Below are 12,527 nucleotides of genomic sequence, written 5' to 3'. Positions count from 1 at the left end.
TGAACTCGGGTGAGCGGTTTCGTTTTGCCCTTCTATGGCGGGCCAGAGTTACGGGCAAGCGGAACTCCTCACACGTTCTCGTCAGACACGCACGTTAAGGTTGGCAGATGCTTGGATTCGGAACGATTACGAAAAAGGTCTTTGGGACCGCAAACGATCGACAGGTAAGGGCCACTGGGCCGATCGTCGACAAGATCAACGCGCTGGAGCCGGACTTTGCCGCGCTTGATGACGCTGGGCTGATCGCCAAGACGGAAGAATTCAAAAAGCGTGTGGCCGAGGGCGAGAGCCTTGAGCACATCCTTCCCGAGGCCTTCGCGAACTGTCGCGAGGCGGCAAAACGGGCCTTGGGGCTGCGCGCCTTTGATGTGCAGCTTATCGGCGGCATCTTCATGCACCGCGGTAATATCGCCGAGATGAAGACGGGTGAGGGCAAGACCCTTGTGGCCACCTTCCCGGCCTATCTGAATGCCCTGACGGGTGGCGCTGTCCACATCGTGACGGTGAACGATTATCTGGTTCGACGTGACGCCGCGTGGATGGGCAAGGTCTTTGCGGCCTTGGGTATGACGACGGGTGCGGTGTATCCGCAGCAGCCCGAGGACGAAAAGAAAGAGGCGTATAAAGCCGATATTACATACGCCACGAACAACGAGCTTGGTTTCGATTACCTGCGCGACAACATGAAGTCGAACCTGATCGATATGGCGCAGCGCGGGCATTACTTCGCGATTGTGGACGAAGTCGACTCGATCCTGATCGACGAAGCGCGGACACCACTGATCATTTCGGGTCCGGCCCAGGATCGCTCCGAGCTTTACGTCACGATCAACAAACTGATCCCCGAGATTGCCGAAGAGCATTTCACGCTGGATGAAAAGACCCGCAACGTAACCTACACGGATGAGGGCAACGAGTTTCTGGAACAACGCCTGCACGAGACGGGCTTGCTTCCAGCGGAACAGTCGCTTTACGACCCGGAATCGACAACGATCGTGCATCACGTCAATCAGGGCCTTCGGGCGCACAAGCTGTTCACCAAGGACAAGGACTACATCGTCCGCGACAACTCGATTGTGCTGATTGATGAATTCACGGGACGCATGATGACGGGCCGCCGCCTGTCCGATGGTCTGCATCAGGCGATTGAGGCGAAAGAAGGCGTCAGCATTCAGCCCGAGAACGTCACTCTGGCATCGGTGACCTTCCAGAACTATTTCCGCCTTTACGACAAGCTGGCTGGAATGACCGGCACGGCGTCGACGGAAGCGGACGAATTTGCCGAGATCTATGGGCTGGGGGTAGTGGAAATTCCCACGAACCGTCCGGTCGCGCGCGTCGACGAAGACGACCAGATTTATCGCACCGCTCAGGAAAAATTCGACGGTATCGTGAAAGAGATAAAGGCCGCCAACGAAACCGGGCAGCCGGTTCTGGTCGGCACGACCTCGATTGAGCGTTCCGAGTTTCTGGCGCAGCTTTTGGAAAAAGAGGGTATCCCTCACAACGTTCTAAACGCCCGCCAGCACGAGAAGGAAGCGCAGATTGTTGCAGACGCCGGCAAGCTTGGCGCGGTGACGATTGCGACCAACATGGCTGGTCGCGGCACGGACATTCAGCTTGGCGGTAACGTCGAAATGCGCGTGCTTCAGGCTTTGGCGGAAGACCCCGAGGCTGATCCCGAGGCGCTGCGCGCACGGATTGAAGACGAGGTGGCGGACAACAAGGCGAAAGTCATCGCGGCGGGAGGTCTTTATGTACTTGCAACCGAACGCCACGAAAGCCGTCGGATCGACAACCAGTTGCGTGGTCGCTCCGGTCGTCAGGGTGATCCGGGCCGGTCGTCATTCTTCCTGAGCCTTGAAGACGACCTGATGCGGATTTTCGGCTCCGAGCGTCTGGACAAGGTCTTGTCCACGCTGGGCATGAACGAAGGCGAGGCGATCAAGCATCCGTGGGTGAACAAATCGCTTGAGCGTGCGCAGGCAAAGGTCGAAGGGCGCAACTTCGACATTCGCAAGCAACTGCTGAAGTTCGACGATGTGATGAACGACCAGCGAAAGGTCATCTTTGGTCAGCGGCGCGAGATCATGGAAGCCGATGAGCTTGAAGAGATCGTTCAAGACATGCGGGATCAGGTCATCGACGATCTGGTCGACACCTATATTCCTCCGAAATCCTATGCGGATCAGTGGGATACAGAAGGTCTGGCTGCGGTTTTGCTGGAAAGACTGGGCATTTCGGTGCCGGTGGTTGACTGGGGCAATGAAGAGGGCGTGGATGACGAGGAAATCCGCGATCGACTCTACGAAGCTGCCGCGGCCTTCATGAAAGAAAAAGGCGAGCAATTCGGCGCGTCCAATATGCGCTCGATTGAAAAGCAGATCCTTTTGCAGACCATGGACGCCAAATGGCGCGAGCATCTTCTGACGCTTGAGCATCTGCGGTCGGTTGTGGGCTTCCGGTCCTACGCGCAGCGCGACCCGCTGAACGAATACAAGACCGAGGCGTTCCAGTTGTTCGAAGGTCTTCTGGATGGCCTGCGCGGGGAAGTTACCGAGAAACTTGCGCAGATCCGTCCCATGTCGGAAGAAGAGCAGCAGGCTATGATGCAGCAGATGCTTGCCCAACAAAGGGCGGCTGCCGCGCCAGCAGTTGCCGAGCCGGTCTTGCCTGCGCCGACGCAAGAGGCGATTGACGCCGGCTTTGTCGCGGATGATCCGACGAGTTGGGGCAATCCGGGGCGCAATGACAGTTGCCCGTGTGGATCAGGAAAGAAGTTCAAACACTGCCACGGCTCGCTCTGAAAGCCTGTGGCGTAATCGCTTCAAACTGTTGATAAATTCAGCGCCGCGTGTCGAATGATGCGCGGCGCTGTTTGATTTGGGGTAAGGTTTTCTCAACGGATGGCTGGCACAAACGACTGGCCCGGTGCGTTTACGTGCACTGAAACGGAGGCAGACTTGAGCGTTTTGAACACCGCAACCCGGCGGCGCGTCATCTTGATTGTGTCGGTTATGCTCTTGGCGTTTTCTGCAGGGCATATCATGCAGAATGTGCTGGCGCGGGACATGCATGTTGCCGTGCGCAGCGGCGCGAAGGAGGTTGAGCGCGATTTGCGCCGCGCTTCGCAAGCTCCGGGTCTTCCGGTTCCGCCCGCCGCAACCCTCACGCCTTTCAAGACGCCTGAGTTCGCTCCGAGTGATCGCATCACCGATGACCCGCCTCTTCCCGAACCGCCCCAGGAGGACGCCTCCGCGCGGCCCCTTGGCGCGCCTTGTCGCATCGAAGTCGACGCGATTGCCGGGGACGCCGGACTGATCTGGCTGGAGATCGCGGCACCCTGTTCGGGTGGAGAGGTCGTTACCGTGGCGCAAGCCGGTATGGTGGTGGACTGGGCTCTTGATGAAGACGGTCGTCTGTCCGTTGATCTTCCTGCGTTGACGGCGACACCAGTTGTCGCGGTTCGGTTTCCCGACGGTTTGAGCGAAAGCGTTTCAGTATCGGTGCCGGAAGCGGGACGGCTGACGCGCGGCGCGCTTGTCTGGGGCGGTTCAAAAGTGCTTGGACTTCATGCCTTTGTCGGTGACGCAGACTTCGGCGCAGAGGGCCATATTCACGCGGCCAAACACGGATTTGCCGATCTCGGCAGCACGACGGGATTCATGACGCAGCTTGGCGACGGCTCAGGAGCGATGGCCGAGGTGTATACCTTTCCAATTAGCGCCACTTCAGTTCGCCTTTTGGCCGAAGCCGAGGTAACGTCGCAGACTTGCGGTCGGATTGCAGATGTTTTGGCGCTTCAGAGCGATCCGCTGGGAGGGCTCAGTTCGCGCGAGGTGCGATTGACGATGCCAAGCTGTGATAACCTTGGGGATATTGTGTCGCTGACCATGTTGTTCAATGATGTTCGGCTGGCCGCGCGCTAAAGATAGCCCGCACTTTTAAACGAGAATTCGGCGGACTTCCCGATAATCAGGTGGTCGTGAACGGTAAGTCCAAGCGCCCGCGCCGCGCTTTCGATTTGTGTCGTCATTTCACGATCGCTCTGCGAGGGAGTTGGGTCGCCGGAGGGGTGATTGTGGATCAGGATCAGCGCCGAGGCATTGAGTTCCAGGGCGCGCTTGATGACCTCGCGCGGATAGACAGGGACGTGATCGACTGTACCCCTTGCCTGCGCCTCGTCCGCGATCAGGACGTTCTTGCGGTTCAGGAAAAGCACGCGGAACTGCTCGGTTTCAAGGTGTGCCATGGCTGTGCGGCAATAGTCCAGAAGGGCATCCCATGAGGACAAAACCGGCAATTGCAGGATGCGGGACTGTGCCATGCGGTGGGCCGCCGCTTCGATCAGTTTGAGGTCGCTGGCAACGGCTGCGCCGACGCCGCGGACGTCGGTGAGGCGCGAAGTTGACACCGACAGGACGCGATTGAAATCGCCGAAGGTCTGAAGCAGTCGGTTGGCCACGGGTTTGACATCGCAACGCGGAAGGGAACGGAAAAGGACAAGTTCAAGTAATTCATAGTCGGGCAAGGCGTTCGTCCCGGCCTTTGTGAAGCGGTCGCGCAGACGCTTTCGGTGGTTCGCGATATAGGAGGGCATCTGTCCCTTCGCGCCGGTCACGATAAGTTCCTGCCCTTCGAAGAGCGGAAGCGGGGGGTCATTGAGAGATGGTTCGGCCATGGGATGAGGCTGACCGGTTTGCGGTGAAGATCACGTTAATGGCGGTTCGGATTTCAACGATTTCATAGGGGCTTTGCCCCCGCGCTGTGCGCTCCCCCAGGATACTTTGAAACAGAAGAAGGGGGGCGTTAACCTTAACGTCTGTTACCGTTAACGCGAGTGTTCAGGTTGGTTTGGAGGGATCGTGCCCACGTGGCCCGGAATTAGGGAAGGGCGCTGCATTTCATACAAAGCGCGCCGGGCTTTACCGGTGGGCAGGTTCAACCCTTCATGCTGTCCCAGAACGTTTTGACCTTTTTGAAGAAGCCGGACGTCTCGGGGTTGTTTTCCTCGGACAGCTTTTCGAATTCTTTCAGGAGGTCTTTTTGCTTTGATGTCAGATTGACCGGTGTTTCGACCGCCAATTCGATCAGCATATCACCAGCCGGACCGCCGCGCAGCGCTGGCATACCCTTGGAGCGCAGGCGCATTTGTCGGCCTGACTGGCTGCCTGCGGGGACTTTGACGCGGCTGCGACCACCGTCGATGGTTGGCACTTCGATATCGCCACCCATGGCCGCGATGGTCATGGACACAGGTACGCGGCAGTAAAGCTGAGCGCCGTCTCGTTGGAACAGGTTATGTTCAGTGACCTCTATGAAGATGTAGAGATCACCCGTCGGGCCGCCGCGCAGGCCCGCTTCGCCTTCGCCAGCAAGGCGGATGCGGGTGCCGGTTTCGACGCCAGCGGGGATGTTGACCGAAAGCGAGCGGCCCTTTTCAACACGGCCTGCGCCGCCGCAGTTCTTGCAGGGATTCTGGATGATCTGGCCCATGCCCGAGCAGGTCGGGCAGGTACGTTCTACTGTGAAGAAACCCTGTTGCGCCCGCACCTTTCCCATGCCGGAGCAGGTTGGGCAGGATGTGGGTTCGGCACCGCCTTGAGCGCCGGTTCCACTGCAGACGTCGCATCCTACTGCCGTTGGAACCTGAACTGTTTTTTGCAGGCCGGAGAAGGCTTCTTCCAATGAAATCCGCAAGTTATAGCGCAAGTCCGAGCCTCGCACCGCGCGATTGCCACCGCCGCCACGACGTCCGCCCATCATATCGCCGAACAGATCGTCGAAGACATCCGAGAATGCGGAGGCGAAATCTCCCTGTCCGCCGCCACCAAAACCGCCGGGTCGCCCGCCGCCCATGCCGCCTTCGAAAGCGGCATGACCAAAGCGATCGTAGGCCGCCTTCTTGTCGGCGTCCTTTAGAACCTCATAGGCTTCGTTCGCTTCCTTGAACTGGGTTTCAGCGTTTGGATTGCCGGAGTTGCGATCAGGATGAAGCTCTTTCGCCTTCTGACGATAGCCCTTCTTGATTTCGTCCGCCGACGCGCCCTTCGAGACCCCGAGCACCTCGTAATAATCGCGCTTTGCCATCTGGTGTCGTCCCCTTGGAACGCGAGGACCGGCCCGAACATGTCAGGCCGGCCTTTTTCGCGTCAGACGCGTCGCCGTTTAAGCGCGCTTGTCGTTGTCGAGATCTTCGAAGTCGGCATCAACAATGTCGTCATCTACGCCGCGCATTTCTTCTTCAGGTTCGCCCTCACCGGACTCTTCCTGTTGCGCCTTGTAGATCGCTTCGCCCAGCTTCATTGCCGCTTCGGTCACGTTCTGGATGCCGCCGCGGATTTTGCCCGCATCTTCGGTTTCCATCTGTTCGGTCAGGTTGGCAATCGCCAGCTCGATCGCTTCGATCGTGGTTGGGTCGACCTTGTCTTTGTGCTCTTCCATCGCCTTTTCGGTCGAGTGGATGAGGCTTTCTGCCGCGTTCTTGGCTTCGACGAGATCCTTGCGGCCCTTGTCGGCTTCGGCGTTCGCCTCGGCGTCCTTGACCATCTTTTCGATATCCTCGTCCGAAAGACCACCGGATGCCTGGATCGTGATCTTGTGCTCTTTACCGGTGCCCTTGTCTTTTGCGGTCACCTCAACGATGCCGTTGGCGTCGATGTCAAAGGTCACTTCGATCTGTGGCATGCCGCGTGGTGCTGGCGGGATGTCCTCAAGGTTGAATTGGCCCAGCAATTTGTTGTCGGAGGCCATTTCGCGCTCGCCCTGGAACACGCGCAGCGTCACGGCGTTCTGGTTATCTTCCGCGGTCGAGAAGATCTGCGACTTCTTCGTCGGGATCGTCGTGTTGCGGTCGATCAGGCGTGTGAACACGCCACCGAGCGTTTCGATTCCAAGCGAAAGCGGTGTCACGTCCAGAAGAACGACGTCTTTCACATCACCCTGCAGAACGCCGGCCTGAATGGCAGCACCCAAGGCAACCACTTCGTCCGGGTTCACACCCTTGTGCGGCTCTTTTCCGAAGAACTTGGTCACTTCTTCGACGACGCGCGGCATACGGGTCATACCACCGACGAGAACAATCTCGTCAATGTCGGAGGTCGAGAGGCCAGCGTCTTTCAAAGCCGCCTGACATGGCTTGATCGAGTTCTTGATCAGGTCAGACACCAGGCTTTCCAGCTTGGCGCGGGTCAGCTTCATAACCATGTGCAACGGCTGGCCCGATTCCTTGTCCATCGAAATGAACGGCTGGTTGATCTCGGTCTGGCTGGACGAAGACAACTCGATTTTCGCTTTTTCAGCAGCTTCCTTGAGACGCTGCAGCGCCATCTTGTCTTTCTTCAGATCCGCGCCGTGTTCCTTTTTGAACTCGTCGGCGAGGTAATTGACGATGCGCATGTCGAAGTCTTCACCGCCGAGGAACGTGTCGCCGTTGGTAGATTTCACTTCGAACAGACCGTCGTCAATCTCAAGAATGGTAATGTCGAACGTACCGCCACCAAGGTCATAGACCGCGATGGTTTTCGTTTCTTTCTTGTCGAGACCATAGGCAAGTGCGGCGGCTGTCGGCTCGTTGATGATCCGCAGCACTTCCAGACCGGCGATCTTGCCGGCGTCCTTGGTGGCCTGACGCTGGGCGTCGTTGAAATACGCAGGAACCGTGATAACGGCTTGCGTGACTTCTTCGCCAAGATAGCTCTCGGCGGTCTCTTTCATTTTGCCAAGGATAAAGGCCGAAATCTGTGAAGGAGAATACTTCTTCTCACCGGCTTTGACCCATGCGTCTCCATTGCCGCCATCGACGATGTCGTAAGGGACGATTGCCTTGTCTTTTGTAACCGCATCATCATCCACCCGGCGGCCGATCAGGCGCTTCACCGCGAATACGGTGTTTTCAGGGTTGGTGACGGCCTGGCGTTTGGCAGGCTGACCGACGAGGCGTTCGTCGTCTTTGAAAGCCACGATCGACGGTGTCGTGCGTGCGCCTTCTGCGTTCTCGATGACCCTTGGCTGGCTGCCGTCCATGATGGCGACGCAGCTGTTGGTGGTACCAAGGTCAATACCGATGACTTTACCCATGCTCTAAATCCTCTAACTCTGGCGATTGTTGGGGCCCGGGCCCATTATGGCACCTCAGGTCCCATCCCAAGGAATGTGACTCCCCCAAACGGTTCATCACGGCTTCGTGGGGTATATAGGGAGGTGAATATGGGCCTGCAAGCCGTGGTGGCGGGGGTTTTGGTCCAATTATAGGAATCTTTTTCAATGGTTGATCTGTTTGACACGGAACCGGACGCGCCAGTCGATCTGAACGGAGTGACGATCTGGTCTGGGTGGCTGGACGACGCGGCGCAGTCGGCGATGTTGGCAGAGTTGCGTGATGTGGCGCGGGCGGCGCCGCTTCGGCAATATGAAACGCCGGGTGGTCAAAAGATGAGTGTACGGATGACCGCCGCCGGCGAAGTAGGCTGGGTCACGGACAAGGCGGGTTATCGCTATGCGCCGTGCCACGCAGATGGAGGCGCCTGGCCGGATATTCCCGCGTCGGTTCTTGCCGTCTGGCGCGCGGTATCCGGTGTGGATCGCGACCCTGACAGCTGTCTTGTGAATTTCTACGGCGAGGGAGCGAAGATGGGTCTGCATCAGGACAAGGACGAGGCCGATCCGCGCTGGCCTGTGGTGTCAATTTCGCTCGGCGATCCGGGGTTGTTTCGCGTTGGCGGGCATTCGCGGAAGGATCCGACCAAAAGCCGCTGGCTCAACTCCGGGGATGTGGCGGTCCTAGCGGGCGAAGCGCGGCTGGCCTTTCACGGGATCGACCGTATCAAATTCGGAGAGGGCGAAGTGTTACCCGAGGGCGGGCGTATCAACGTCACTCTGCGGGTGGCGCAATAGTGCAGCAGCCCGAGAACAGTCCGGGCTGGCGAAAGCCGTCTTCGGTATTGTTGTCCGTGACCAGCATATCGACCTCAATCCCATAGGCCCGGTCCGACCTGCCGTCGCTGCAAGCGCGCAGCCGGATGGACAAATCGACCTCGATCGGTCCCGCATCGGGCGTCATCATGCTGCCACGATAGAAGTATCGGTCCGATTGTGACCGGGATTTGAAAAGTCCCGAAATAAAACCCTCGGCGGGCGGCACATCCGGCATCGACAGGCGTATCGCGGGCTGTTTGTAACTGAGCGACCAGAACGGCTCGGTGCCAAAGCATTGTGTTATGTCGACGAAGGCGGAAGCAGGCTGTCTGGCTTGCTGTGCTAAGTACGTCAGTGACACCCAGCCCGTGCGCTCGCCCACATTGACAAGACCCCAGGTCAGGTCCTCATTCGGGCGGATGACTTCGATATCCGAGGCATCGGCGGACAGCGTGTCCAGCACCTCGGCTGTGATATCCGGCGCGGCGCGCAGGTTCAGGACGTCGCCCTCGTCGACACCGATCACATCATGAAGCGCGGGCCAGGAATGTTGCGAGGCCGCCGCAGGAGAGACCAGCGCCAGAAGTATGCAAAAGACGCGGATCACCGCGCGGCATCCCAACTGAGCGACGCGTGACGTGATGTGTAGAAGACCCCGATGATCCCGATCGCAAGCAGGGCCAAGGATACCCAGAACGGATACATCAGCGAAGATTTCATCGGGTTGTAGTTCACGAAAATATAACCGCGCCCCTGATCAATGATATGGAACAGCGGATTCCAGTCGAACAGGGCAACCATATGCGCGGGCAACGTGTTGGCCACAAACATCTTGCCTGACGCAAACATATTCGCGCGCGAGTAGATCTGCATGAAGATGGCCGTCGTTTTCGGGAACCAGGGTTTCAACGCCAGCAACACCATGCCCACGGAACAGCCAGAGAACCACGACAGCAACAGCATCATGGCGGCGCCAAAGGGCTGGAAAATCTCGATTGGCGTCCAGACCAGATGATAGACCAGCAGGATTGCGATCATCGATACGGCCTGAATGTAAAGCGCGCCCAGCGCCGCCGCACATACCGCAATGACCTGATTCATCGGGCGATGCTGCATCATCGGCGACGTCGGGCCTTCTGACCCCATGACCGCTCCGACCGACTTGACGTGGGCAACAAAGACGAAAATGCCGGACATGACGTAAAGCAGGAAGTCGCCCCGGATGGCCAGTCGCCTCAGCCCGAGAATATCGAGCAGAAGGAAGAAAGCCAGAACCATGACCAGCTTTTGCAGAATGTTGAACAGGATCGCGATGGCCGCGTTTCGGTGGGATTTGCGGATCGAACGCACGGAATTATGGTAGACCAGCACAAGAAGCGTCGCCGCACCCTGCACAGTTGATGATCTGCCTTCTGCCTGAAACATCCAGTGTCTCGCTCAATCCTGACCAGAACCGCAGCGTCTTTGCGCCGTCGCCTCTTGTCGTTGCCCCGTTCGAACATCATAACCCTGAGACAGCAGAGTTTTCCAGAACCAAGGGATGCCCGATGGCGGATTATGACCGAGCCGACATGGTTGCAACATTTCGCCGCCTCGCGATTTTGGCCGGTGACGCGATCATGGAAGTCTATGGCCGCGACGATTTCGACGTTCGCGCCAAATCCGACGACAGCCCGGTGACCCAGGCCGACGAGGCCGCAGACCGGGTGATCTCGGCGGGGTTGCGCGCCGCATTTGAGAAGATTCCGCTTGTGACCGAAGAACAATCCGAGACGCACAATCAGTCGGTGTCGACCTTCATCATCGTTGACCCGCTGGACGGCACCAAGGAATTCGTGCAGCGGCGCGGCGATTTCACCGTCAACATTGCGCTTGTCGAAGATGGCGTGCCGACACTTGGTGTTGTGTTCGCACCGGCCAAGGGGCGGTTGTTCTACACCGCCGCCACCGGCGGTTCGGTCGAGGAAACCGGCGAGTTCGCCAAGGATACTCCAGGACCGGTGACACGGCTTTGCGTCGGTGCGCCCGATAACACGGCGTTGCGCGTCGTCGCCTCGAAATCGCACCGCAGCCCTGAACTTGAGTCCTATATCGACCGCTACAACGTGGCAGACAGCGTGGCGGCCGGTTCGTCGCTGAAGTTCTGCCTCGTTGCGGTCGGCGAAGCTGACTTCTATCCGCGCCTCGGCCCGACGATGGAGTGGGACACGGCTGCCGGTGATGCGGTCCTGCGTGGGGCAGGCGGCGAGGTGGTGGACCGATCGACGCTGAAATCGCTGCGCTATGGCAAGGCCGACTTCCGGAACCCGCATTTCCTGGCTTATTCGCGCGGCGTTGATCTGAAACCGGAATAGCGCATGGCCGCGACGGATGCTCCTTCAATCAGCGTCATCGTCGCCAGCCACCAGCGACCCATGTGGTTGCGGCGCTGTCTGACCGCGCTGACTCAACTCGACTATCCAAACTTCGAAATCATTATCGCCGCTGACGCCTCAGGATTGCAGGCGATTGGCGAACATCGCGCCCTTTCACTTGTTAAGATCATTGAAGCCAACGAGGCGAACATCGCGCGCACACGCAATCTTGGATTGGCGCAGGCGGCTGGCGATATTGTGGCGTTCATCGACGACGATGCGGTTCCCGAACCGCTCTGGCTGCGCTTTCATACGCAGTCGCTGGCCGCCACGGGAGCGTCCGCGTCGGTCGGCTATGTCCGTGGCCGCAACGGCATAAGCTTCCAGTCCCGTGCCGAATCGGTGGACGCTCACGCCCAGACCCACATTGAACAATCGCCGGATATGACGCCTTTCATTCCCGAAATCTCAACGGGACGCGCCGTGAAGTTGGTTGGCACAAATTTCGCGATCCGCCGCGCCGCACTGTGCGACATCGGCGGCTTCGATGAGGCCTTTCGGTACTATCTGGACGACACGGATGTGTCGCTTCGACTTGCTGTGGCAGGCCACAAGTCCGCCGTTGCGCCGCTGGCCGAAGTCCACCACGCGACCGCCCCTTCGGCGCGTCGCACGCCTGCGCGTCGACCTCGGGACTTGTTCGATATGGGGCGCAGCACGGCGCTGTTTCTTAGAAAACACGGCAGGGCGACCGATCAGGCCTTCCAGTGGTTGCAGGCCCGTGAAAGACGTCGGCTTCTGCGCCACATGGTCGCCGGAACCTGCGAACCACGTGATATCTCGCGGCTTTCTCAGACTTTGAAGGCAGGTTGGAATGCCGGAAACGTTGAGGATCTGACGCCTTTCAGGCCGTTCGATGCGCAGCCCGAGGGCTTTTTGCGCTTTCCGGCCACCCCACCGGGGCATTGTGTCATAGCCGAGCGGTTTCTGGGCAAACGTGCGAAAATGCCTGCAGATCAACGCACCAGCGTCTTTCGCTTTTCGCGCACCACCCTGCGTCACCATGTGACATTTGTTGAACCCGGCGTCTGGGTCCAGACTGGTGGCCAGTTCGGGCCCAGCCTTCGGGACGGATCGGCATTCAGGTGGTGCAGATTTGCCGAACGTGTGGAAGAAGAAACCGGCCGAGTTGCATTGCAGAGGGGGATCGGTGAAAATTAACCTACGCAGGGTACGGTGGGGATGTTGACCACCCTG

Annotated in this window: 10 protein-coding genes; 5 read left to right on the top strand and 5 right to left on the bottom strand. The window is 58.7% G+C overall.

Annotated features, from left to right (window positions below; all coding sequences use genetic code 11):
* The first annotated feature begins 107 nt into the window (after window positions 1-107).
* Together secA and BOA8489_RS15045 are read left to right on the top strand one after the other, a co-directional pair.
* Entirely contained in the window at window positions 108-2,807 is a 2,700-nt protein-coding gene (gene secA / locus BOA8489_RS15050) for a preprotein translocase subunit SecA (protein ID WP_093975130.1), read from the top strand.
* Between the two features lie 156 nt (window positions 2,808-2,963).
* A complete protein-coding gene (locus BOA8489_RS15045; protein ID WP_093975129.1) occupies window positions 2,964-3,929 on the top strand; it encodes a hypothetical protein in 966 nt (321 codons plus the stop codon).
* On the opposite strand, the gene radC is transcribed toward BOA8489_RS15045, so the two are convergent.
* The 3 genes from radC to dnaK form a co-directional block, all read right to left on the bottom strand.
* Window positions 3,926-4,681 (bottom strand): RadC family protein, encoded by a 756-nt coding sequence (gene radC / locus BOA8489_RS15040; RefSeq protein WP_176440327.1) that lies wholly within the window; start codon window positions 4,679-4,681, stop codon window positions 3,926-3,928. The two genes, BOA8489_RS15045 and radC, sit on opposite strands and share 4 nt — an antisense overlap.
* A 260-nt stretch (window positions 4,682-4,941) precedes the next feature.
* Complete coding sequence (dnaJ, locus tag BOA8489_RS15035) at window positions 4,942-6,090, bottom strand: molecular chaperone DnaJ (protein WP_093975128.1); 1,149 nt, start codon at window positions 6,088-6,090, stop codon at window positions 4,942-4,944.
* A gap of 78 nt (window positions 6,091-6,168) precedes the next feature.
* A complete protein-coding gene (gene dnaK / locus BOA8489_RS15030) occupies window positions 6,169-8,079 on the bottom strand; it encodes a molecular chaperone DnaK (protein ID WP_093975127.1) in 1,911 nt (636 codons plus the stop codon).
* A gap of 186 nt (window positions 8,080-8,265) precedes the next feature.
* On the opposite strand from dnaK, the gene BOA8489_RS15025 reads away from it, so the two are divergent.
* Complete coding sequence (locus tag BOA8489_RS15025; RefSeq protein WP_093975126.1) at window positions 8,266-8,895, top strand: alpha-ketoglutarate-dependent dioxygenase AlkB; 630 nt, start codon at window positions 8,266-8,268, stop codon at window positions 8,893-8,895.
* Here the strand turns inward: BOA8489_RS15025 and BOA8489_RS15020 are convergent.
* Together BOA8489_RS15020 and BOA8489_RS15015 are read right to left on the bottom strand one after the other, a co-directional pair.
* Complete coding sequence (locus BOA8489_RS15020) at window positions 8,873-9,523, bottom strand: hypothetical protein (RefSeq protein ID WP_093975125.1); 651 nt, start codon at window positions 9,521-9,523, stop codon at window positions 8,873-8,875. The two genes, BOA8489_RS15025 and BOA8489_RS15020, sit on opposite strands and share 23 nt — an antisense overlap.
* Window positions 9,520-10,341 carry an ABC transporter permease gene (locus BOA8489_RS15015; RefSeq protein WP_093975124.1) on the bottom strand — a complete coding sequence of 274 codons (822 nt, stop codon included), beginning with the start codon at window positions 10,339-10,341 and terminating at the stop codon, window positions 9,520-9,522. The genes BOA8489_RS15020 and BOA8489_RS15015 overlap by 4 nt, the downstream gene beginning before the upstream one ends.
* A 122-nt stretch (window positions 10,342-10,463) precedes the next feature.
* Here BOA8489_RS15015 and cysQ point away from each other — a divergent pair, with 122 nt between their 5' ends.
* Both cysQ and BOA8489_RS15005 read left to right on the top strand, forming a co-directional pair.
* Window positions 10,464-11,270 (top strand): 3'(2'),5'-bisphosphate nucleotidase CysQ, encoded by an 807-nt coding sequence (gene cysQ / locus BOA8489_RS15010; RefSeq protein ID WP_093975123.1) that lies wholly within the window; start codon window positions 10,464-10,466, stop codon window positions 11,268-11,270.
* Window positions 11,271-11,273: 3 nt separating this feature from the next.
* The gene (locus BOA8489_RS15005; protein WP_093975122.1) at window positions 11,274-12,491 is read left to right on the top strand and encodes a glycosyltransferase family 2 protein; all 1,218 of its coding nucleotides are present in this window, start codon (window positions 11,274-11,276) and stop codon (window positions 12,489-12,491) included.
* Window positions 12,492-12,527: the final 36 nt, after the last annotated feature.

This window comes from Boseongicola aestuarii (assembly GCF_900184815.1).
Taxonomy (GTDB): domain Bacteria; phylum Pseudomonadota; class Alphaproteobacteria; order Rhodobacterales; family Rhodobacteraceae; genus Boseongicola; species Boseongicola aestuarii.
This window is presented reverse-complemented; position numbering and strand designations above follow the sequence as displayed.

Bases quoted from the DNA above. Each gene is read 5' to 3' on its own strand.
- radC (WP_176440327.1), bottom strand. From the start codon at position 4,681: ATGGCCGAACCATCTCTCAATGACCCCCCGCTTCCGCTCTTCGAAGGG.
- BOA8489_RS15025 (WP_093975126.1), top strand. From the start codon at position 8,266: ATGGTTGATCTGTTTGACACGGAACCGGACGCGCCAGTCGATCTGAAC.
- secA (WP_093975130.1), top strand. From the start codon at position 108: ATGCTTGGATTCGGAACGATTACGAAAAAGGTCTTTGGGACCGCAAAC.
- dnaJ (WP_093975128.1), bottom strand. From the start codon at position 6,090: ATGGCAAAGCGCGATTATTACGAGGTGCTCGGGGTCTCGAAGGGCGCG.
- BOA8489_RS15015 (WP_093975124.1), bottom strand. From the start codon at position 10,341: ATGTTTCAGGCAGAAGGCAGATCATCAACTGTGCAGGGTGCGGCGACG.
- dnaK (WP_093975127.1), bottom strand. From the start codon at position 8,079: ATGGGTAAAGTCATCGGTATTGACCTTGGTACCACCAACAGCTGCGTC.
- BOA8489_RS15005 (WP_093975122.1), top strand. From the start codon at position 11,274: ATGGCCGCGACGGATGCTCCTTCAATCAGCGTCATCGTCGCCAGCCAC.
- cysQ (WP_093975123.1), top strand. From the start codon at position 10,464: ATGGCGGATTATGACCGAGCCGACATGGTTGCAACATTTCGCCGCCTC.